Annotated in this window: 22 protein-coding genes; 9 read left to right on the top strand and 13 right to left on the bottom strand. The window is 73.1% G+C overall.

The window, feature by feature from the left end; genetic code table 11:
* Positions 1 to 55: 55 nt before the first annotated feature.
* Positions 56 to 931 (top strand): aldo/keto reductase, encoded by an 876-nt coding sequence (locus DEU32_RS04525; protein WP_114849500.1) that lies wholly within the window; start codon positions 56 to 58, stop codon positions 929 to 931.
* A 128-nt stretch (positions 932 to 1,059) separates the two neighbouring features.
* Here DEU32_RS04525 and DEU32_RS04520 read toward each other — a convergent pair whose 3' ends face one another.
* Entirely contained in the window at positions 1,060 to 1,563 is a 504-nt protein-coding gene (locus DEU32_RS04520; protein WP_114849499.1) for a hypothetical protein, read from the bottom strand.
* 109 nt (positions 1,564 to 1,672) lie between these two features.
* Between DEU32_RS04520 and DEU32_RS04515 the strand changes: the two genes are divergently transcribed.
* The gene (locus tag DEU32_RS04515) at positions 1,673 to 2,638 is read left to right on the top strand and encodes an NAD(P)H-quinone oxidoreductase (RefSeq protein ID WP_114849562.1); all 966 of its coding nucleotides are present in this window, start codon (positions 1,673 to 1,675) and stop codon (positions 2,636 to 2,638) included.
* A 105-nt stretch (positions 2,639 to 2,743) separates the two neighbouring features.
* Here the strand turns inward: DEU32_RS04515 and DEU32_RS04510 are convergent, their stop codons facing one another.
* The 6 genes from DEU32_RS04510 to DEU32_RS04485 form a co-directional block, all read right to left on the bottom strand.
* Complete coding sequence (locus tag DEU32_RS04510; RefSeq protein ID WP_114849561.1) at positions 2,744 to 3,514, bottom strand: amino acid ABC transporter ATP-binding protein; 771 nt, start codon at positions 3,512 to 3,514, stop codon at positions 2,744 to 2,746.
* Positions 3,515 to 3,555: 41 nt separating this feature from the next.
* Complete coding sequence (locus tag DEU32_RS04505; RefSeq protein ID WP_114849498.1) at positions 3,556 to 4,434, bottom strand: amino acid ABC transporter permease; 879 nt, start codon at positions 4,432 to 4,434, stop codon at positions 3,556 to 3,558.
* A gap of 4 nt (positions 4,435 to 4,438) precedes the next feature.
* Entirely contained in the window at positions 4,439 to 5,260 is an 822-nt protein-coding gene (locus tag DEU32_RS04500) for an ABC transporter substrate-binding protein (protein ID WP_114849497.1), read from the bottom strand.
* A gap of 132 nt (positions 5,261 to 5,392) precedes the next feature.
* Positions 5,393 to 5,896, bottom strand: a complete 504-nt coding sequence (locus tag DEU32_RS04495; RefSeq protein ID WP_254629976.1) for a cupin domain-containing protein — start codon at positions 5,894 to 5,896, stop codon at positions 5,393 to 5,395.
* Complete coding sequence (locus DEU32_RS04490; protein ID WP_258554779.1) at positions 5,893 to 7,302, bottom strand: amidohydrolase family protein; 1,410 nt, start codon at positions 7,300 to 7,302, stop codon at positions 5,893 to 5,895. The genes DEU32_RS04495 and DEU32_RS04490 overlap by 4 nt, the downstream gene beginning before the upstream one ends.
* Positions 7,299 to 8,999 carry an adenosylhomocysteinase gene (locus DEU32_RS04485; RefSeq protein ID WP_114849496.1) on the bottom strand — a complete coding sequence of 567 codons (1,701 nt, stop codon included), beginning with the start codon at positions 8,997 to 8,999 and terminating at the stop codon, positions 7,299 to 7,301. Before DEU32_RS04485 ends, DEU32_RS04490 begins: the two co-directional genes overlap by 4 nt.
* A gap of 173 nt (positions 9,000 to 9,172) precedes the next feature.
* Between DEU32_RS04485 and DEU32_RS04480 the strand changes: the two genes are divergently transcribed.
* Positions 9,173 to 10,189: an Abi family protein gene (locus DEU32_RS04480; RefSeq protein WP_114849495.1), complete on the top strand. Its 1,017-nt coding sequence runs from the start codon at positions 9,173 to 9,175 to the stop codon at positions 10,187 to 10,189.
* A gap of 33 nt (positions 10,190 to 10,222) precedes the next feature.
* Here the strand turns inward: DEU32_RS04480 and DEU32_RS04475 are convergent, their stop codons facing one another.
* Positions 10,223 to 11,239, bottom strand: coding sequence for a PrsW family intramembrane metalloprotease (locus DEU32_RS04475; RefSeq protein ID WP_114849494.1), 1,017 nt, complete (start codon positions 11,237 to 11,239; stop codon positions 10,223 to 10,225).
* A gap of 73 nt (positions 11,240 to 11,312) precedes the next feature.
* Between DEU32_RS04475 and DEU32_RS04470 the strand changes: the two genes are divergently transcribed.
* The 6 genes from DEU32_RS04470 to DEU32_RS04445 all read left to right on the top strand — a co-directional run bounded on the left by DEU32_RS04470 (position 11,313) and on the right by DEU32_RS04445 (position 16,560).
* Positions 11,313 to 11,576 carry a glutaredoxin domain-containing protein gene (locus tag DEU32_RS04470; RefSeq protein WP_114849559.1) on the top strand — a complete coding sequence of 88 codons (264 nt, stop codon included), beginning with the start codon at positions 11,313 to 11,315 and terminating at the stop codon, positions 11,574 to 11,576.
* A gap of 167 nt (positions 11,577 to 11,743) precedes the next feature.
* Positions 11,744 to 12,748, top strand: a complete 1,005-nt coding sequence (locus tag DEU32_RS04465; protein WP_220152767.1) for an amidohydrolase — start codon at positions 11,744 to 11,746, stop codon at positions 12,746 to 12,748.
* A 48-nt stretch (positions 12,749 to 12,796) separates the two neighbouring features.
* Positions 12,797 to 13,651, top strand: a complete 855-nt coding sequence (locus tag DEU32_RS04460; protein WP_114849493.1) for a fumarylacetoacetate hydrolase family protein — start codon at positions 12,797 to 12,799, stop codon at positions 13,649 to 13,651.
* Positions 13,651 to 14,394: an SDR family NAD(P)-dependent oxidoreductase gene (locus DEU32_RS04455; protein ID WP_114849557.1), complete on the top strand. Its 744-nt coding sequence runs from the start codon at positions 13,651 to 13,653 to the stop codon at positions 14,392 to 14,394. The genes DEU32_RS04460 and DEU32_RS04455 overlap by 1 nt, the downstream gene beginning before the upstream one ends.
* Positions 14,395 to 14,518: 124 nt before the next feature.
* Complete coding sequence (locus DEU32_RS04450; RefSeq protein WP_083519733.1) at positions 14,519 to 15,196, top strand: FadR/GntR family transcriptional regulator; 678 nt, start codon at positions 14,519 to 14,521, stop codon at positions 15,194 to 15,196.
* Complete coding sequence (locus DEU32_RS04445; protein WP_114849492.1) at positions 15,193 to 16,560, top strand: HEAT repeat domain-containing protein; 1,368 nt, start codon at positions 15,193 to 15,195, stop codon at positions 16,558 to 16,560. The genes DEU32_RS04450 and DEU32_RS04445 overlap by 4 nt, the downstream gene beginning before the upstream one ends.
* Positions 16,561 to 16,672: 112 nt before the next feature.
* Here DEU32_RS04445 and DEU32_RS04440 read toward each other — a convergent pair whose 3' ends face one another.
* The 5 genes from DEU32_RS04440 to DEU32_RS04420 are packed head-to-tail and all read right to left on the bottom strand — an operon-like array spanning position 16,673 to position 21,181.
* On the bottom strand, positions 16,673 to 17,623 hold the full coding sequence (locus DEU32_RS04440) for an aldo/keto reductase (protein WP_114849491.1): 951 nt from the start codon (positions 17,621 to 17,623) through the stop codon (positions 16,673 to 16,675).
* Positions 17,620 to 17,940 (bottom strand): L-rhamnose mutarotase, encoded by a 321-nt coding sequence (locus DEU32_RS04435; RefSeq protein WP_114849490.1) that lies wholly within the window; start codon positions 17,938 to 17,940, stop codon positions 17,620 to 17,622. The genes DEU32_RS04440 and DEU32_RS04435 overlap by 4 nt, the downstream gene beginning before the upstream one ends.
* On the bottom strand, positions 17,940 to 19,265 hold the full coding sequence (locus tag DEU32_RS04430; RefSeq protein ID WP_114849489.1) for an alpha-L-fucosidase: 1,326 nt from the start codon (positions 19,263 to 19,265) through the stop codon (positions 17,940 to 17,942). Before DEU32_RS04430 ends, DEU32_RS04435 begins: the two co-directional genes overlap by 1 nt.
* 34 nt (positions 19,266 to 19,299) lie before the next feature.
* Entirely contained in the window at positions 19,300 to 20,217 is a 918-nt protein-coding gene (locus tag DEU32_RS04425; RefSeq protein WP_083519734.1) for a carbohydrate ABC transporter permease, read from the bottom strand.
* Entirely contained in the window at positions 20,210 to 21,181 is a 972-nt protein-coding gene (locus tag DEU32_RS04420) for a carbohydrate ABC transporter permease (RefSeq protein ID WP_114849488.1), read from the bottom strand. The genes DEU32_RS04425 and DEU32_RS04420 overlap by 8 nt, the downstream gene beginning before the upstream one ends.
* Positions 21,182 to 21,257 lie beyond the last annotated feature (76 nt).

The following is a 21,257-nucleotide window of genomic DNA, read 5'->3' as shown; positions in this document are numbered from 1 at the left end:
TCCAGGCCGTGCGCACACTGGGCACCCACCCGACGGACGGGCGCATGCTGGCGACATGAAGCAACGAGTCATCGGAGACGTGTCGGTCAGCGCGATCGGACTGGGCGGCATGCCCATGTCCATCGAGGGCCGGCCCGACGAACGGCGGTCCATCGCGACCGTCCACGCGGCGCTTGAGGCGGGCGTCACGCTCATCGACACCGCGGATGCCTACCACCTGGCCGGCCACGACGAGGTGGGGCACAACGAGACGCTCATCGCCAAGGCGGTGCGCGAGTTCCACGGCGACACGGACGCCGTGCTCATCGCCACGAAGGGCGGGCACCTGCGCCCCGAGGCGGGGCCGTGGGCGCAGGACGGGCGGCCGGAATACCTCAAGGAGGCGGCGAAGGCCTCGGCGAAGCGACTCGGCGTCGACGCCGTCGGGCTGTACCAGTTCCACCGGCCGGACCCCGCGGTCCCGTACGCCGACTCGGTCGGCGCGCTCGCCGAACTGCTCGACGAGGGGGTCATCCGGATGGCGGGCATCTCGAACGCCGACCCGGACCAGATCCGCACGGCGAACGAGGTCCTCGGCGGGCGACTGGCGTCGGTGCAGAACCAGTTCTCGCCCGCGTTCCGGTCGAGTGAGCCCGAGCTGGAGCTGTGCGACGAGCTCGGCATCGCGTTCCTGCCCTGGAGCCCGCTCGGCGGCATCGCGAAGGCCGCGGACCTGGGCACCGCGTACGAGGACTTCGCGGTCATCGCCCGGGAGCGCGGGGTGTCCCCGCAGGTCGTCGCGCTCGCGTGGGAGCTGCGGAAGAGCGACGTCGTCGTGCCGATCCCGGGGGCGTCCCGGCCGCAGTCGATCCTGGACTCGGTCGTCGCGGCGACCGTGAAGCTCCGCGACGAGGACGTCGCCCGGCTCGACGCCGCACGGCCTGCGGCCTGAGGCACGGGCGCTGCGGCGCACGCGGCGCGAGGTCCTGCGCGGCGCGTCTGCCGCGCTCCCGCTCCCCCGGCGCAGCGACGCCCCGTCCGGCAGTGGTGCCGGGCGGGGCGTCGTCGTGCAGCCCGGGGTCAGGCCGTGCAGACCTTCTGGAACTCGGTGCCCGCGTCCTGGACCTTCTGCGTCGTCGCGGTGAAGGCGGAGAGGTCGGCGGACTTCGGGTCCTTCGCGATCGACTCGATCTGGGTGAGCATCTCGTCGTAGGCGGAGCGGAACGCCTCGGCCTTCGGCTTCACGTCCGTGTTCTGCACGGCGTCGACGCCGTCGGAGAGCGACTGGTCGAACTCCTTGAGCTTCGCGACGGCGGCGTTCGGGTCGGACTGCAGCGCGGAGACCTGGGACTGCAGGCCCTTCGCGGCGTCCTCGACCTTCGACTGGAAGGCGGAGCAGGCCTCGGCCTTCGACTGGGACGACGCCTGCGACGACGCCTTCGGTGCGCTGCTCTGTCCCGTGCTGCCGCTGCCGCTCCCGCTGCTGTTGCCGTTGCCGTTGCCGCCCGATCCGCCGGCCGAGCAGCCGGCGAGCAGTGCGACGGCGAGTGCGGCGGTCGCGAGTGCGGTGGTCTTCCTGGCCATGTGGGTCCCCCTGGAGTCCGTGCCCGCGCCTCGGTCGTGCGCGGGTCGCCGTCGACGGTACATGGCGGACGCACAGGTGGTCGCGGGTCCCGGGGCTAGCGTCGAGGGCATGCAGGCGATCACGGCACACGACGGCGCACCCCGACTCGACGAGCTCCCGGACCCGGTGGCCGGTCCCGGCGAGGTCCTGGTCGAGGTCGCCGCGGCCGGGGTGAACAACGCGGACCTGCAGCAGGTCGCCGGGAACTACCCGCCGCCGCCCGGCGCCTCGGACGTGCTCGGCCTCGAGGTCTCCGGCACCGTCCGTGCCCTGGGCGACGGGGTGACCGGGTTCGCGCGCGGCGACCGGGTCTGCGCCCTGCTGTCCGGCGGCGGGTACGCCTCGCTCGTGGCGGTCCCGGCGGCGCAGGTGCTCCCGGTCCCGGACGGCGTCGACCTGGTCGAGGCCGCGGCGCTGCCCGAGGCGGCGTGCACGGTCTGGTCGAACCTCGGGATGATCGCGGGCCTGCGTGCCGGGCAGACACTCCTGGTGCACGGCGGCACCGGCGGGATGGGCTCGCACGCGGTGCTGCTGGCGAAGGCCATGGGCGTCCGGGTGATCGCGACGAGCGGCGGCGAGCGGAAGGTCCGGGCGTCGCAGGAGCTCGGCGCGGACCTGGTCGTCGACCACCGCACCGAGGACTTCGTCGAGCGGGCCCTGGCGTTCACGGACGGCCGCGGGGTCGACGTCGTGCTCGACGTCGTCGGCGCGGACTACCTGGCGAAGCACCTCGCCGTCCTGGCGCCAAACGGGCACATCGCGGTCATCGCGGCGGGCAGCGGCAGGACGGGCGAGCTCGACTTCGGCGCGATGATGCGGAAGCGCGCGACGATCAGCGCCACGACCCTGCGCGCCCGGCCCCTCGACGAGAAGGCCGCGATCGTCGCCGCGGTCCGGGAGCACGTCTGGCCGCTCGTCGCCGACGGCAGCGTCCGACCCGTCGTGGACAGCGTGCTGCCGCTCGCCGACGCCGCCGAGGCGCACCGCCGGGTGCGCGACGGAGAGGTGGTCGGGAAGGTGCTGCTGCGCCCGTAGCAAGCCCTCCGCAGAACGCAACGTCGGCGGTTGCTCGCAGCGTCATACCGCTGCGAGCAACCGCCACGATTGCGTTCTGCGGAACGGGAGGCGCGGGACGCCGGGTCAGGCGTGGACGCGCGCCAGGAACTCGACGAGGGCGGGGTGCTGCGGGCGGTCGAGCACGTCGGCCGGGGCGCCCTGCTCGACGACCTCGCCGCGGTGCAGGAACACGATCCGGTCGGCGACCTTCCGGGCGAACTGCATCTCGTGCGTGGTCATCAGGATCGTCGAACCCTGCTCCTTGAGCTCGCGCACCAGGTCGAGCACCTCGCCCACGAGCTGCGGGTCGAGCGCGCTCGTCACCTCGTCGAGCAGGAGCAGCTCCGGCGAGGTCGCCACCGCACGCACGATCGCGACGCGCTGCTGCTGCCCGCCGGAGAGCCGGTCCGGGTACGCGTCCGCGAAGTCCGACAGTCCGATCCGCTCGAGCAGCCGCCGGGCCGTCGCCTCGGCCTCGGCCCGCGGGACGCCGTGCACCCGACGGGACGCGAGCGTCACGTTGTCGAGGACGCGCATGTGCGGGAACAGGTTGAACTGCTGGAAGACGACGCCGATGCGCGCCCGGGTGGCGTCGACGTCGATGCGCGGGTCGGCGATGTCGGTGCCCTGCAGCAGCACCTCGCCGTCGTCGATGCCCTCGAGCAGGTTCACGGTCTTGAGGAGCGTCGACTTCCCGGAGCCGGACGCCCCGATGACGCAGATCACCTCGTGCCGGTGCACGGTCAGGTCGATGCCGCGCAGGACCTCGTGTCCACCGAAGGCCTTGCGCAGGCCGCGCAGTTCCAGGACGGGGACCGACGCGTCGGACGCACCACGTGCCTCCAGGCCGGTGATCGGACGGGAGGCGCGGCCCGCCCCCGCAGCGGATGCTTCGGTCACACGGTCCCTCCGATCTGCTCACGGCGCTGCTGGCGCCGCGCGACCGCGTCGGTGACGCGGATCAGCGGCAGGCTGATCACGACGAACAGGAGTCCGGCGACCAGGTACGGCGTGAAGTTGTAGGCCTCGGCCTGGGCGATCTGCGCGCTGCGGACCGCGTCCACGGCGCCCAGGATCGACACGAGCCCGACGTCCTTCTGCATCGACACGAAGTCGTTCATGAGCGCGGGTGTGACCTTGCGAATCGCCTGCGGCAGCACGACGAGCCGGAGCGTCCCGGCGTGCGACAGCCCGAGCGACCGGGCCGCGAGCCGCTGCGAGGGGTGCACGGCCTCCATGCCGGCGCGCAGGACCTCGGCGACGTACGACGAGTAGGTGAGCACGATCGCGATGGTGCCCCAGACCTCCGGGGGCTGGCGCGGGAAGATGCCGAGCCCGGGGATGCCGAAGCCGACCAGGTACAGCACGATGATGAGCGGCAGGCCGCGGAACAGGTCGGTGTAGGCCGTCGCGAGCATCCGCAGCGGGAAGAACACCGGGTTCCGCAGGCCCCGGACGACCGCGAGCAGCGTCCCGAGCACCGCGACGCCGATGCTCGCGAAGAACAGGATCCGGATGTTCAGCCAGAGGCCGAGCAGGACCTGCGGGAAGACGTCGACGGCGGTCTGCGGGTCGAAGAACGACTGCTGGACGGCGGCCCACCCGGGGGTGTTCACCACGCCGAGCCAGAGCACCACCACGACGACGAGCGTCGAGACGACCGACACCACGACCGAGCGGCGGCCGCGCTGCCGACGGTACAGCCGGCGCTCGGCCTCCACCGGGCTCGGCGCTGGTGTGGCGACCGGGGTGCCGGCGCCTGCGGGGACGGTCACCGGGCTACTTCAGGACGGGGGTGTTCGTCGCCGAGGAGAGCCAGGTCGTCTGCAGCCGCTCGAGCGTGCCGTCGGACTTCAGGGCGGCCAGCGCCTCGTCGACCTTGCTCGTCAGCGCGGAGCCCTTCGGCAGCACGAAGCCGAACTGGTCGCCCGTGCCGTCCTGCGGGAACTGCGCCGAGACCGTGCCGTCGTCGAGCTGGGCGCCCGACATGTAGAACGCAGTCGGCAGGTCGGTGACGATGGCGTCGATCTGCCCGGACTTCAGGGCGAGGACCGCGTCGTCGTTCGAGTTGAACACCTGCGGGGTGACTCCGAGGACGTCCTTGACGCTCTGGATGCTCGTCGACCCGGCGGCGACGCCGATCGTGTCGCCCTTGAGCGCGGCGATCGTGGTGTCCTTCGCGGCCTTCGACTTCGTCGTGGTCACGACGGCCTGGGTGGTCGTGTAGTACGCCGTGGACATGTCGACGGCCTTCTTGCGCTTGGCGTCGATCGAGAACTGCTGGACGTTGAGGTCCCAGTCCTTCGGTCCGGGGGCGATCGCGCTGTCGAAGGTGCTGCGCTTCCAGACCACGTCGCTCTTGCCGTAGCCCATCTCCTTCGCGACGGCGTACGCCACGGCGGCCTCGAAGCCCTTCCCGGACTGCGGGTCGTTGTCCTCGACCCAGGGCGAGTACGCCGGGTCGCCGGTGGCGATCGTGAGCTTGCCCGCGGTGACGTTGCCGTCGGCGGAGCTGCTGCCCCCGGCGGAGCAGGCGGCGAGCGCGAGGGCGGCGACCGCGGCGGTGGCGACTGCGAGGGAGAGACGGCGGGTGCGGGTCACGGGCGGGCCTTCGTCAGGAGGGTCGGGGGCAGGACGCAGTGTACCGGCGGGTGGGATACCAGCGCGACGCCGGCGACTGCCCGTGACACGCGGGGCGGTCGGGACGGGCCGGGCAGGCGGGCGCGGGTCCGCTCACGCGGGGTCCGCCATCGTGAAGTCGTCGAACGAGAAGCCGGGCGAGACCATGCAGCTCAGCAGCACCTCGCCGCCACTCGGCAGGGTCCGCTGCCAGACCCCGCCGCGGACGAACGCCTGCGCGTCGTGCAGCCGGTGCCGGCCGGCGTCCGGGCCGAGCGTGATGCGGTCGCCGGGCTCGGGCTGGTCCCCGCTGCCGCCGAGCTCGAGCACGACGGTGTCGGGACCGTGCCACATCCAGATCTCGTCGCTCGTCACCCGGTGCCAGGCGGACGCCTCACCCGGGGGCAGCAGGAAGTGGATGAGCGTCGCCGCGGGACGCTGCCCGGCGGGGGTGGCGACCTCGGAGGGCGAGGTCCACGTCCGGACGTACCAGCCGCCCTCGGGGTGCGGGTCCATGCCGAGCGCCGCGGCACGCTGGGGCACGTCGAGCCACTCGAGCACGCGGCCGTCGACGGTGCGACGGGGGACCATGCCGGGACGGGGTGCGGTGTCGGTCATCGGGACTCCTCGGGGGCGGGAACGTGGGCGGGAACGGGGTCGGGCACGGGGGTGCCGGCGTCGAACGGGTGCAGGACGCCGTCACTCGCACGGACCGCCCCGCGGACGACGGTGGCGACGGCGCGACCGGCACCGTCCTCGACGAGCTCCGCGAGCGCGTCCGGCACGGTGCGCGCGTCGACGTCGAACACGGCCAGGTCGGCCCGCGCCCCGACGGCCAGGTGCCCGGCGCGGTCCGGCCCGACGGCGAGGCCCATCGCGTGCGCGCCGCCGAGGGTCGCGGCGGCCAGGAGCCGCTCGTGCAGGTCGCGGTGGCCGTAGCCCTGGGCGCGGGCGATGCGGTGCAGGGCCGTGACGTCGGCCATCGGGTCGAGCGAGGGCGACGACGAGAGCGAGTCGGTGCCGATCGCGATCGGACTGCCCTCGCGCAGGTAGTCGGCGACCGGGGGCGGGTCGAGTCCGATGACGGCGTTCGAGCGCGGGCAGAGCGCGACCGCGGTGCCGCGTGCCCGGAGCAGTGCCCGGTCGGCGGCGGTCACGTACACGCCGTGCGCGATGTGGCAGTCCGGCCCGAGGACCCCGAGCCGGTCGACGAACGCGGTGGCACTCGCGCCGAACCCGAGCGCGCGCATCGCCCGGAAGGACGGGACGTTCGCCAGGTGCCAGTCGGCGCTGTGTCCGCCCCCGGCCGGTCCGACACCGTCGACGCCCTCGAGCCCGGGGACCGGGCCGAGCGCGGTCCGCTCGCCCTCGAACGCGGCCTCGCCGAGGTGCAGGTGCAGGCGGAGTCCGCGCTGCCGCACGATGTCGGGGAGCTCGAGCAGGGGCGCGACGTCGAGCGAGTACGGCGCGTGCGGGGAGAGTCCGGCGCCGGGCGTGGTCGGGATCCGCGCGAGCTCGCCGAGGACCTGGGCGCGGCCGTGCTCCTGCCACGCCTGGTTCTCCTGGTCCATGACCTCCCAGTAGGTGATCCCGCCGAGGCCGTAGGAGCCGAGGACGGTCGCCGCCTCGATGTCCGTGACGATGTCCGCGATGCTCGTCACACCGGCCAGCAGCGAGGCCTCGGCGCCGGCGGACGCCTCGGCCCGCCAGTCGTGCGGCCGGGCGTAGTCGACGTTGAACGCGGCGGCCCAGTCCTCGAACCCCTGGTACTGCCGCTGCCCGACACCCGCCATGCCGGTGTACTGCAGGTGCGAGTGCGCGTTCACGAGCCCGGGCAGCAGGGCGCCCCGCCACCGCCGCTCGGTGAACGGCTGGCCGTCGAGCTGGTCGACGACCCACGAGCGGTCGCCGACGTGCAGGATCCGTCCGTCGCGGACCGCCACCGCGCCGTCGGCGATGGGCGGCGCGGTCATCGGGACCACCACGCGGGCGGAGTGGACGACGGTCGGGTGCGCGGCGCTCACGGCCGGTGGTCCGTCGACGGGTCGCCGAAGCGGTGGGTGCGGACGTCCGGCTCGCGGTCCGGCAGGTGGCCGGCGGGACGGACGGGAGGATCGCAGCGGCTCCCCCAGGCGGCGAGCGCCGCGCGGGCGGTCGCGTCGTCCACCGCGGGGTCGACCGGCACGACGGCGCGGTCGAGCTCGTCACCGTGCTCGAGGAGCATCCGCACGGCCCCGAGCTGCACCGCGAAGGACAGGTCCATGATCTCGACCGGGTTGCCCTCGGCCGCGCTCGTGTTGACCCCGGCACCCCCGGCCAGGAGCAGCACGTGGTGGCCGTCCGGCCAGGTCAGGCGCTCCACGCCCGGCGCCTCGGGGACACGGGTCGCCCCGGCGGCCAGGGCGTCCTCGACGGCGACCTCGTTGTCGACCCCGCCGGCGACCGACACGACCGCGCCGGCTGCTGCGGCCCGGAGCACCGCGTGGTCGATCGTGTCCGGTACCCCGGTCGCGCTCATCACCAGGTCGGCGTCCCGCACCGCGTCGACGAGCGGCGCCACCGCGGAGCCGGCGAACCGGGCCTGCAGGGCCCGGACCGGGTCGACCTCGGCGACCGTCACCCGGAAGCTGAAGGCACGGAGCACCTGGGCGACCCCCTCGCCGACGGGACCGGACCCGGCGACGACCGCCGAGCCTCCCGGCCGGACGCGGTGCGCGGACGACGCGAGCCCGTCGACCAGGTCGAGCGTCGCGGCGACCGTCGACTGCCCGGTGCCGTACCGGTTGTCGAAGAAGGTCTTGCTGCGGGCGTCGTTCACAGCGACCACGGGGATGCCGAGCGTGCCGCGCGCCGCCATCGTGCGGAGCGGTCGGAGGCCGCTCGTCGTCTCCTCCGCCGCGCCGAGCATCGTCGGCAGCAGGTCCGGCCGCTCCTGGTGGGCGAGCCGGACGAGGTGCGAGCCGTCGTCGAGCAGGACGTGCGGACGCGTGTCGAGCATCGCGAGCGCGAGGGTCTTCTGCTCGGCGGTCGTCGCCGTGCTCGAGGCGTGCACCGGCACACCCGCGTCCCGGAGCGCCTGTGCGACCGCGTCGTCGGTCTCGTCGGCGTGCGCGTAGACGACCACCTCGGCGCCGGCGTCCCGCAGGAGCAGCACGAGGACCGCGGTCTTCGGTTCGAGCACCATCGACACCCCGACCCGTGTGCCGCGCAGCAGCCCGCCGTCCCGGAGCTCGGCGGCGACCGCGCGCGACACCGGCATCGAGCGCCGGGCCCAGCGGATGCGGGCGGCCGCGGCGGGGTCGTCCTCGGGGTCGCGGCCCGTCGAGACGAGGAACACGTCGTCGGACAGCGCCGGGACGGCGAGGACCCCGGGGCGTGCCGGGGCGACCGGGCCGAAGGCGTCCTCGTCGACGGCGGGGACGTACCGGCCGGCGTCCACCACGACGAGGGTCGCGCCGCGGGGGCGGTCGGCCTCGCGTTCGACGGCCGCGGTCGACTCGGCGGGGTCCCCGAGGCACCACAGCTGGTCGACGGGCTCATGTGACTCGGCCGGACGGGCGCCGAGTCCGGTCAGCAGGGCGTCGAGCGCGGCGGTGTCGCGGGGGTCGCCACCGACGATGCGGTAGGTGCGGGCGGCGACGAGCAGGTTCGTCGCGGCGGCGAAGCGGCGGACGGCTGCCGAGGCCCACGCGGCCCGGGCGGGGTCGGGTCGCTGCGGCATGGGGACATCGTAGGGGGCGGGGGTGGCGGGGGCGGGGGTGGGGAGTCGCTCGCCCTGGCCGCACTCGTCGTGTAGCGTTGACGGCACCACATCCCCCACGCCTCTCAACGATGCGCAACTCGGGGGATTTTCTCTTCTTGGCCCGCGGATGGCCGTCACGCCAGGATCGATGGATGGCGATCCCTCCCGACCGGCCGCGGCAGCGTGGCGCAGCGCGGTACGCGAAGCCCGCGCTGACCGACGAGCAGTTGCTCGCCCGCCTCGTCCGCCGCGGGGTCGGGGTCCCGGACGAGGGGTCGGCACTCCGGTCGCTCCGGCACATCGGCTACTACCGCCTGTCGCCCTACCTCATACCGTTCCGAGCCGCACCTCTCACGGACGCCGTGCGACCGGGGACGACCTTCGATGACGTCCTCGACCTCTACGAGTTCGACCGGACGCTCCGGCTGCTCGTCATGGATGCGGTGGAGCGCATCGAGGTCGCTGTCCGCGCTGCACTGACGGACCACATGGCGACCACCTACCAGGACCCGTTCTGGTACCTGGACGGCCGCCACTTCAGCGATCCGGCGGTGCACGCCCGGTTCGTCGCGATGGTCAGGAGGACCGCCACCGATCGCCTGGAGCGCTCGGCTGAGGAGTCGGATGGTGACCTCGTGCACCGCTCCGCGCTGGAACACTTCCTCCTCACCTACGGCGAGCCGGAACTGCCTCCGTCCTGGGTCGTGGTCGAGACCCTCACGATCGGCCAGGTCGAGAGACTCGTGGCGAACCTCGCGAGGACCAGCGACACCCGGAGGGTCGGTGCACAGCTCGGTCTCCCCGCGCCGCTCCTCCGGTCGTGGTTGCGGAGCTACGTCCGAGTCCGGAACGTCTGCGCGCACCACGGGCGGCTCTGGAACCTCGGGCTCGGGGTCTACCCGGCACTCCCCCGGCGCGGAGCGGTGCCGTGGGTCCGACCCGAGGTCTTCAGCACCGTGCCGGACCGCGCCCGGCGCCTCTACCCGGTGCTGGTGTCCCTGCAGTCGGTCCTCAGCACCATCGCGCCGTCGTCCACCTGGGCAGCTCGCCTCGACACGACCCTGCGGACGCACCCCACGGTGCCGATCCGCGGGATGGGGTTCCCGACTGACTGGCAGGACGATCCGTTCTGGCTGCGCGCCACGGGTGGCACGGATGGAACGGGCTGAGCGACGGCTCGAGCGCTGGGTGCGCGGAGCGCCTCAGCGCTCGTGGCGTGGGGACGGTGTGCTGTCCCAGTCGGCCGCGGACCGCGGACGGCCGTCCGGTCCGCCGTTCCACCACGCCGGTTCGGCCGCCGGCATCGCGGCGGGCCCGGCGGCCCGCATCGCCGCGTGTGCACGGTCTCGGCGGCGGTGGTGCACGAGCACCGCGACGAGGACGACCACGCCGATCAGGGTCACGACGAGCAGCCCGACGACGTACAGCGTCGTCGCGAGCGAGGCGAGCCCGGGCGGCAACGTCCCGGTCTGCGCCGCCGACAGGGGCGTTCCGGTGAACACGAACGCCAGGAGCGTCGACAGGGTGCTGTTGCTGTCCCACAGCCCGTGCAGCACCGAGACGACGACGTACGCGGTCGGGATCCACCACGACCAGCGGAGCTTCGCCCCGCCCCGCGCGGCGCCGAACAGCACCGCCCCGAGGATCGCCGTCCAGAGCACGTGCCCGACCGGTGACAGCACGGCCCGCACGACCTCGGTCTGCAGCAGGGACACCAGGTCGATGCCGCGCTCGGTGATCGCCGCGTTGAAGGCGTAGCCGGCGGACTCGAACGCCGCGAAGCCAGCGCCGATCGTCGCGCCGAGCAGAGCGCCCTGACCGGCGGTCTTCGGGCGGACGCGCCAACCGACGAACAGGAGCAGGACACCCTTGACGAACTCCTCGACGAAGCCCACGACGACGTAGATGAAGGCGCCCTGGCGCAGGTCGGCCTCGAGGAGCGAGGCGCCGAGCACGCCGAGGATCCCGCCGACGAAGAACGCGGTGACGAGCTGCATCGTGCTGACGGTCCCGGTCACCCGCTCGATCACGAACAGGACGACCGTGAACGGCACGAGGAAGCTGCCGAGCAGGATGATCGTCGGCACGAGGTTCGTGTTGAGCGTCACCACCGTCACGACGATGGTCACGGCCCAGAGCAGGAAGCCGGCGAGCAGGGTCTTCCACCACCAGCCGTGGCGGTGGTGCGGGTGGACGGCGACGTCCGTCGTCAGGGTCATGCGGCCATCGTGCTCCCGCCGCGCCGCCGATGCCGCGGGAATGTCCGGACCTGTACGGACGTACTGTGTGGACATGACTGACGAGACGTTCGACAAGGTGACGATGTTCGGCGCGGACTGGTGCCGCGACTGCCGGCGGTCGAAGGCGCTGCTCGACCGGCTCGGCGTGGACTACGAGTACGTGGACGTCGAGGCGGACCTGTCGGCGGCCGACCGCGCCGAGGCGATCAGCGGACGGAAGAACATCCCCGTCGTGGTGCTCCCGAACGGCAAGCACTTCGTGGAGCCGTCGGACGCCGAACTGCAGGGCGAGCTCGAGGCGTCCGGCGTGGTCTGACGCCGGCCGCGGGGTCTGCGCGGCTCGAGTCTCGCGCTGAGCGACGAGTCCCGGTCGCGCATTCGCGAGACTCGTCGTCCAGCGCGAGACCCGGCCACGCCACCAGCCCGCGGGTCGGGAGCGCGCACCCCCGCGCGGACATCGGATGAATCCGGCAGGATGAGCTCGTGATCATCGACGCTCACCACCACCTCTGGGACCCGTCCGACCGGCCGTACCCCTGGATGGACGACTCGGTCGCCCCGCTCCGCCGCCGCTTCGACACGGACGACCTCCGCGCCCTCACGCGAGCCGCTGGCATCGACCGGACGATCGTCGTGCAGGCGGCGCACGACCCCGGCGAGACCGAGTGGCTCCTGACCCAGCCCAGCCCGGTCGTCGGGGTCGTCGGCTGGGTCGACCTCACGGCACCGGACGTCGCCGACCGACTGGCCGCCCTGGTCGACGGCGCCCGCCCCGGCGGCGCCGGCCCCGCCGGCCCCGGCCCCGGCGGCGCCGGCCCCGGCGCCCGCGGCGCAGACTCCGGCCCCCGCCTGGTCGGCATCCGGCACCAGGCCCACGACGAACCCGACCCCGGCTGGCTCGCCCGCCCCGAGGTGGTCCGCGGTGTCCGTGCCGTCGCCGCCGCCGGACTCGCGTTCGACCTGCTCGTCCGCGCCCGGGAGCAAGCGGCTGCCCTCGCCCTCGTCGACGCCGTCCCCGAGGGGCGCTTCGTCCTCGACCACGCCGGCAAACCGGCCATCGCCGACGAACCGCGCACCACCCGACCGCGCGCCGGCGAACCGTGCGCCGCCGAGCTGCGTGCCGCCGCCGCCCACCCCGACCGCGGCCCCGGCGACCCCGGCCCCGCCGACGCCTGGCGCTCCCGCATGCGCGACCTCGCCGCCCGCCCGAACGTCGTCGTCAAGGCCTCCGGACTCCTCACCGAGGCCGGCCCGGACTGGCGGGAGCGCCCCGTCCACCGGTACATCCGCGAGACCGTCGAGCACTTCGGCCCGGACCGCACGATGTGGGGCTCGGACTGGCCCGTCTCCACCCTGGTCGCCGACCACGCCACGGTGCTCGCCACCACGCAGGCCGCCCTCGCCGACCTCTCCCCCACCGAGCGTGACACCGTGTTCGCCGGCACCGCCACCAGGACGTACCTTGTCGAGCACCCGAGCCAGACATAGGATGTCTGCGCGACGTCCGGTCGCGCACACCCAGAGGAACGGGGAACGATGCAGTTCGCACGACTCGGCCCGATCGGCGAGGAGATCCCGGTGGCCATCGACGAGGACGGCCGGGTCCTCGACCTGCGGAGCCTGACCTCCGACATCACGGGGACGTTCCTCGCGAGCGACCCCGGCCCCGCGCAGCTCGTCCGGCACGCCCGCGACGCCGGCGACCTGCCCGAGCTCACCGGCGCGGACACCATGCGCCGCGGCGCCCCGGTCGCCCGCCCGGGCAAGGTCGTCTGCATCGGCCTGAACTACCGGGACCACGCCGCGGAGACGGGCGCCGACATCCCCACCGAACCCATCGTCTTCATGAAGGACCCGTCCACCGTGGTCGGGCCGGACGACACCGTGCTCGTCCCCTGTGGCAGCGAGAAGACCGACTGGGAGGTCGAGCTCGCGGTCGTCGTCGGGCGGACCGCGCGCTACTGCGCCTCCGCCGCCGACGCCGCTGCGTGCATCGCCGGGTACGCCGTCGCGAACGACGTCTCCGAGCGAGCGTTCCAACTGGAGCGCGGCGGGCAGTGGGACAAGGGGAAGTCCTGCGAGACCTTCAACCCCCTCGGACCCTGGCTCGTCACGGCGGACGCCGTCGACCCAGCCGACCTGCGGATGCGCCTGACCGTGAACGGCGAGGTCCGGCAGGACGGGACCACCGCGGACATGGTCTTCGACCCGGTCGAGGTCGTCCGGTACCTGTCGCAGTTCATGGTCCTGCAGCCCGGCGACGTCATCAACACGGGCACCCCGGCGGGTGTCGCCCTCGGCGGTGGCGCACCGTACCTCCGTCCGGGGGACGTGGTCGAGTGCTCGATCGACGGCCTCGGCACGCAGCGCCAGACGATGGGGGCTGCGTGATGCCCGGGACGCACGAGGGACTCCGCGCCGTCGTCACCGGAGGCGCCTCCGGCATCGGCGCCGCGATCGTCGCAGCACTGCAGGAGCGCGGCGCGACCGTCGTCGTGCTCGACCTGCAGCCGTCCCCGTCGGCGCCGTCCGTCACGTGCGACGTGTCGTCGGACGACTCCGTCCGGGCCGCCGTGGCGGCGGCCGTCGACCAGCTCGGCGGACTGGACGTGCTCGTCAACAACGCGGGCATCGGCGCGCAGGGCACGGTCGAGGACAACCCGGACGACGAGTGGCGGCGCGTGTACGAGGTCAACGTGCTCGGCGCGGTGCGGCTCTCGCGCGCGTGCCTCCCGCACCTACGGGCGTCGACGGCCGCGTCGATCGTCAACACCTGCTCCATCGCCGCGACCGCCGGGCTGCCGCAGCGCGCGCTCTACTCGGCCACGAAGGGCGCGATCGCCGCGCTGACGCGTGCGATGGCCGCCGACCACCTCCGCGAGGGCATCCGCGTGAACGCGGTCAACCCGGGCACCGCGGACACCCCGTGGGTCGCCCGGCTGCTGTCGACGGCGGCGAACCCCGAGGCGGAGCGTGCCGCGCTCGAGGCACGGCAGCCGCACGGTCGCCTCGTCGCGCCGGAGGAGGTCGCCGAGGCGGTCGCCTACCTGAGCAGCCCCAGCGCGCGGTCGACGACCGGGGTCGACCTCGCGGTCGACGGGGGCATGCAGGCCCTCCGTCTCCGACCCGCGTGACGGACGGCGCGTGGCGGGCGGGGCCGGCCGGGAGGCACGGGTCGGCTAGATTCGGCGTGTCCGGACGCGTACGCGGCCCGGCCCGTCGACCCGGCGCTGCCGGGCTGCAGCAGGAGGTGGTGACGTGGCGTCGTTGACGGACGATGCGATCGCACGCATCCAGCAGATGATCGTGAGCGGTGAGCTCCGACCGGGGCAGCGCCTCCCTCCGGAGAAGGAACTGAGCGAATCGCTCGGTCTGTCCCGCAACAGCCTGCGCGAGGCGGTGAAGGCACTCGAGCTCATCCGCGTGCTCGACGTCCGTCGCGGCGACGGCACGTACGTCACGTCCCTCGAGCCGAACGTGCTGCTCGAGGCGGTGTCGTTCGTCGTCGACATGCACCACGACCGGTCGCTCGTCGACCTGCTCGAGGTCCGGCGCATCCTCGAGCCCGCGGCCGCCGTGCTCGCGACCGCCCGCGCGACCGAACAGCAGATCGACGACCTCGCGGTGCTCATGCAGAGCGTCGGTGAGGACACCGGCGTCGAGGACCTCGTCGCCCACGACCTCCACTTCCACTCCACGATCGCCGGCATCGGCGGCAACCGGTACCTGTCCGGCCTGCTCGACGCCCTGTCGAGCAAGACCGTCCGCGTTCGGGTCTGGCGGGGCCTGACGCAGAACGGCTCCGTCCAGCGCACGCTCGACGAGCACGCGGCCATCGTCGAGGCCATCCGTCGCCGCGACCCGCAGCTCGTGCAGTCGCTCGTGGTCGCACACGTCGAGGGCGTCGAGCGCTGGCTCCGCCGTTCCCTCGAGTGACCGGGCCCTCCGCCGCGGAGCGGGAGACCGCGGCGATCCTCGACGACCTCCGTGCCGCCGGGGTCGTGGTGCGGAGCCTCGCCGCGATGACGAGCTCCGGCGAGCGGTACCGGGCGGCACTCCCGGTGCTGCTGGACTGGCTGCGGCGCGCCGACTCGCCGGCCGTCCGCCGGTCCGTCGCCGGTGCCCTCGGCAAGCGATGGGCACGTCCGACCGTGAACCAGGCCCTCCTCGACGCGTTCCGCGTGGAACAGGACGCCGACGTCCGGTTCGCCCTCGGTGGCGCCGTCGAACGGACCTGGGACGACCGGTGGTTCGACGACGTCGTCGCGCTCGTGCATGACCCGTCGTACGGCCCGTCCCGTGGGCGAGCGGTCGCCGCGCTCGGCAGGTCACGGCGTCCCGAGGCCGTGGCGGTGCTCCTCGGACTGGTCGACGACCCGGACGTGCGCGGCGAAGCCATCACCGCCCTCGCTCGGCTGCGGACCCCCGCGGCCGTCCCGGCCCTGCTCGGCGCACTCGAGCACGGCCCGGCCTGGGCGAGGCGCCCGGCACGACGAGCGCTCGAACACCTCGATGCCCTGCCGCCTGCGGCCCCGAAGGCGCCGCCGAAGCGGGTCCGTCCTCCCGTCGACCACGACTGGTACCGGTCCACCGAGTGGAACACCGCGATCGCAGAGGCGTTCGAGGCGCGTCTCGCGAGGTCGCGGTCGTCGCGGGGCGAGTACCTCCGGATCCAGGGCGGGACGCTCGCCGTGCAGGCGACCGCCGACGAGGCCACACGGCGCGCCGGTCGGTCGCTGCTCCGTCGCTACCTGGCGGAGCGGGACCGCATCGGCGCGTCCGCGACCGTCGTCAACGGGATCCACGAGGAGCTCGGCAACTCGTACGTCGTGTCCGGTCGGCTCGACGACGCCGTGGACGAGTACCGCACGGCCCTCCGTGGGATCGCCGCGTGCGGCAGCAGTTCGTTCACCTCGGGAGGGACGGAGCTGCTCCTGGCCGAGGTCCTGCTCGGCAAGGGCGACGCAGCATCGCTCGCCGAGGCCGATGCGCTGCTCGTGGCGGTGGAACCCGAGATCCTGCGGACCGCGTTCTTCCGGAACCGCGTCGTGCGCTGGCTGACCGCTCTGGCCCGGGTGGCCCACCGCCGTGGACGGCCGGAGGATGCCGCCGAGCACGCCCGCTCGGCGCTGGCGATCCTCGCCGTCGAGGGCTCGCCGTTCCCCCGGCACCCGGGTGTCGGGGTCCCGCAGGACGACCCGGCGCTCGTCCGTGAGCTCCGGGCCCTGGCCGACGGTCCTCCTCCCGCTCGACCGGTCCGGCGCAGGCGATGGTCGTTCTTCCGACGGAGCCGCCCCTGACCGGTCGGCCAGGAACAGTCGACGCTGACCGGTCGACGCTGACCAGTCGACGCTGACCAGTCGACGCTGACCAGTCGGCGCTGACCAGTCGACCGGAACCCAGCCGGAGCCGTCAGTCGGCGAGGAGCCCGATCGACCGCAGCTCGTCCCAGAGCGCCGCGGGCACGTGCACCGCGGCACGCTCGGCGTTCGACCGCACCTGCTCGGCGGACTGCGCGCCGACCGCGATCGCCCGCACCGCGGGTGCCCGGAGCGGGAACGCGACGGCGGCCTCGGGCAGCGTGACCCCGTGCCGTTCGCACACCGCGGCGAGCGCCCGCGCCCGCTCGACCAGCTCGGGCGGGGCCGGGGCGTAGTCGTACGTGGTGTCCGGCGCCGGCAGCGGACGGCTGAGCAGCCCGGAGTTGTAGACCCCGACCGCGACGACGTCCACGCCGGTCTCGGCGCACCGGTCGACCAGCGCGGCGGCGGGCTGTTCGAGCAGCGTGTACCGCCCGGCCAGCATGACGACGTCGCACAGCCCGGTCTCGACGGCGGCCGTCAGCGCAGCCACCGAGTTCGACCCGACGCCGACCGCGCGGACCACGCCCTCGTCCCGCAGCGCGGCGAGCGCCGGCAGCGCCTGGGTCAGCCCGGCCGCCAGGTCGTACACGTCGGGGTCGTGCAGGTACGCGATGTCGACCCGGTCGAGGCCGAGCCGGTCGAGGGACTCGTCGAGCGACCGACGGACCCCGTCGGCGGTCGGGTCCCACTGCCGGACGAGGTCGTTCGGCACCGCGAAGCCGTCGTCGTCGACCCCGTCGCCCGGCCCGGGCACGAGCCGCCGCCCGACCTTCGTCGAGATCGCGTACTCGTCCCGCGGCCGTCCGGCGAGCGCCGCCCCGAGCCGCCGCTCGCTCAGACCGAGGCCGTAGTGCGGGGCCGTGTCGAAGCCGCGGACGCCGACGTCCCACGCCGCGTCGACCGTCGCACGGGCGTCGTCGTCGGACACCTCCCGCAACAGGTTCCCGATGCCGGCCCCGCCGAACCAGAACGGCCCGCGGTCCAGGTCCACGTCGCTCATGCCTGCCCTTCGAGCGTCCACACCAGGGGGACGCCGTCGTCGTTGCCGGAGTAGTCGTCGTCCGCCTCGAGCAGCGGGTTGACCACGGCCTGCCACGCCGCGTTCACGGGGTCGTCGGCCAGTGCCCGTCGCATCGCACGGTAGTCCTCGACCTCGATGAGGTGGACCAGGTCCTGGCCGTCGCGCCAGATGCTCCAGTTCGCGACCCCGGCGGCGCGCAGGCGTTGGGCGAGCTCGGGCGGGATGCTGGCGTGCACCCGCTCGTACTCGGCCTCGTGTCCGGCGCGCAGCCTGGTGCGGGAGAGGATCCGCTGCATCAGTCGCGGAGGAACAGCTCGACGACCGGCACCGCCACGTCGGGGCGGACGATCGGCAGCGTCAGGGTCAGCGTCCCCGCGGGCTGGCCGCCGAGTCCGGTGTTCTGCGCGCGGGTGCCCGGCGGGATCTCGCGGAAGTGCACCTCGGACGCGTCGTTCAGGAGCTGCGCGTACGCCACCTTGCCGGCGAGGTCGGGCAGGTGCACGTGCTCGAACGGCCAGGTGAGCAGGTGCAGGTAGAGCCGGTCGCCCCGCTGCGTGTAGACCGTGCCGGCCGGCGCGCGGTACGACGACGGTCCGGCGCCGTACACCGAGCGGTCGTGTCGGCGCATCCACTCCCCGATGCCCTCGAGCGCCCTCCGCGCCACCCCGTCGAACTCGCCGCGGCCGGTCGGCCCGACGTTGAGCAGCATGTTCCCGTTGTTCGAGACCCCGTCGACGAGCATCCGGACGAGCAGGTCGACGCTCTTGACGTTGAGGTTGTCGCGGTCGTAGCCCCACGAGCCGTTGAGCGTCTGGCACGCCTCCCACGGCACGGGGACGCCGTCGACCTCCATCGGCTTGTCCGGCTGGTACTGCTCGGGCGTGACGAGGTCGCCGGGGATGTCCAGCCGGTCGTTGACGATGATCCCGGGCTGCAGCCGCTTCGTCAGCGCCATCAGCTCTTCGGAGCCCCAGTCGTCGCGGCCCTTGCCGCCCCAGCGGTCCTCGTGGTCGTTGTCCCGGTACGAGAAGTCGTAGAAGAGGTAGTCGATCCGGCCGTAGCCGGTCAGCAGCTCCTCGACCTGCCCGTGCAGGTACTCGCGGTAGCGGGCCATGTCCCGGCCCTCGTTGAGCCGGGCGATCTCCTCCGGGCTGTCGTCCCGACGGGGGTGCACGCCGTCGATCGTGAAGTCCGGGTGGTGCCAGTCGATGAGCGAGTGGTAGAAACCGACCCGGAGCCCCTCGGCGCGGACGGCGTCGACGAACTCGCGCACGATGTCCCGTCCGAAGCGGGTGTTCGTGGACTTGTAGTCGGTGAGGGCGGTGTCCCACAGGCAGAAGCCCTCGTGGTGCTTCGTGGTGAGCACGACGTACTTCATCCCGGCCTCGCGGGAGCGGCGGGCCCAGTCGGCGGGGTCGAACAGGTCCGGGTCGAAGTGGTCGAAGTACTTCTGGTAGTCCTCGTCGGTGATCCGCTCGAAGTTCTTCACCCACTCGTGGCGAGCCGGGAGCGCGTAGAGGCCCCAGTGGATGAACATGCCGAACCGGTCGTGGGTGAACCACGCGGGCAGGCCGGAGGCGTCGGTGTCGGGCTGCGGCTGGGCGGGTGCGGTGATGGTCATGGGACCGGTGTTCCTTTCGTGGAGGTGGAGGTGGTCACCGGCCGCCGAGGCCGGAGGTGACGATGCCCTTGACGAGGTGCTTCTGCAGCAGGACCAGCAGCACGACCGTCGGCAGCATCGAGATCACCGACGCCGCCATCACCAGGTTCCACTCGGAACCCTGCTGGCCGAAGAACTGCTGGAGCCCGAGCGGGATGGTCCCGTGCGCCTCGACGTCGTTCACGACGACGAGCGGCCACAGGAACGAGTTCCAGTAGGAGATGAACGAGAAGACGGCGAGCACCGCCATGGTCGGCCGCGCGAGCGGGAGCATCACCGAGAAGAACGTGCGGATCGGTCCCGCGCCGTCCACGCGCGCCGCGTCGTCGAGCTCCTGCGGCACGGTCAGGAAGAACTGCCGCACCAGGAACGCGCCGAGGGCCGTGAACGCCCACGGGATGATGAGCGCCTGGAAGGTGTCGACCCACCCGAACCCCTGCATCATCACGTACATCGGGATCACCAGGACGTCCTGCGGGATCATCAGCGTCGCCAGGAACAGCACGAACACCGTGTTCCGCCCGCGCCACCGCAGCCGCGAGAACGCGTAGCCGGACAGGACCGCGACCGTCACGTTGATCGCGGTGCCGGCCACCGCGACGAGGATCCCGTTCAGGATGAACCGCGCGAACGGCAGGTACGTGAACGCCTGGACGTAGTTGTCCCACTCGAGCGAGCGTCCCCAGAGCGTCGGCGGCGTGGTGAACACCTGGTCGGCTGGCTTCAGGCTCGTCGCGACCATGTACACGAGCGGCGAGACGAACAGCAGCGCGACGAGGCAGAGCAGCACGTACCCGATGGCGTGGCGGACCCGGCCGGGGCGCGGCGCCGACTTCGTGCGGGCGACGGCACGGGGGTTGACCGTCCGGTTCGACGTGGTCGCGCCGAGGCGCGAGCGGACCGCTTCACTCATAGTGCACCCACCGCTTCTGTCCGAGGAACTGGACGGCCGTGATCCCGAGGATGATGACGAAGAGCACCCAGGCACCGGCGGAGGCGAGGCCGAGCTGCTGGTTCTGGAAGCCCGTGTTGTAGATGTACTGCACCAGGGTCTCGGTCGCGGTGCCCGGTCCGCCCTTGGTCAGGACGAAGGGCTGCGTGAAGACCTGGAACGAGGTGATGAGCGTCATCATCGTCGCGAAGAACACCGACGGCGAGATGAGCGGGAACTTGATCGCCCAGAAGGTCTGCCACGCGTTCGCACCGTCGAGCTGCGACGCCTCGATCTGGTTCTCCGGGACCGCGTCGAGCGCCGCCGAGAAGATCAGCATGTTGTAGCCGAAGCCCTGCCAGACGCTCATCGCGACGATCGCGAGCATCGCCCAGTGCTGGTCGGCCAGGAAGTTCGGCGCATGTACGCCGATGGTCGACTGCAGCGTCGCGTCGATGGCGCCGTCGGGTTGGTACAGCATCCGCCAGACGACGACGTTCGCGACGATCGGCGTGATGGTCGGGATGAAGAACAGGACGCGGAAGACGTGCCGGCCGGCGATCCGCGGCGTCAGCCAGGCGGCGAGTCCGAGGGAGACGACCAGGTTGAGCGGCACGTAGAGCACCACGAACAGCGTCGTGTTGAGCGCGACGGTGCGGAACACCGGGTCGCTGAACAGGCGGACGTAGTTCTCGACGCCCGCGAACGTGCGCTCGCCGAGCATCGGCCAGTTCATGAAGCTGACGACGAGCGACGCCAGGATCGGGAACGCCGTGAAGACGACGAGCCCGATGGAGTGGGGTGCCGCGAAGACGGCACCCCACCACGAGCGGCGGCCCGTGACGCCCTCGGCGTCGCCGGTGGTCCGGCGCGGCGCGGCCGGCCCGGCCACCGCGGTCGCGACCGCGGGGACGGCCGCGGCGGGTGGGTCCTGGATGGTGGTCATGCGACGACCTCCTCGTCGTTCACGCGGTCCTGGTGGCGGGATGGGGCGGACGGGAGGCACGGGGCGGGGTCGACCC

Source organism: Curtobacterium sp. AG1037, from assembly GCF_003349855.1.
GTDB lineage: Bacteria > Actinomycetota > Actinomycetes > Actinomycetales > Microbacteriaceae > Curtobacterium > Curtobacterium citreum.
Note: the sequence above shows the minus strand (reverse complement) of the source record. Positions and strands in the feature narration are given on the sequence as shown.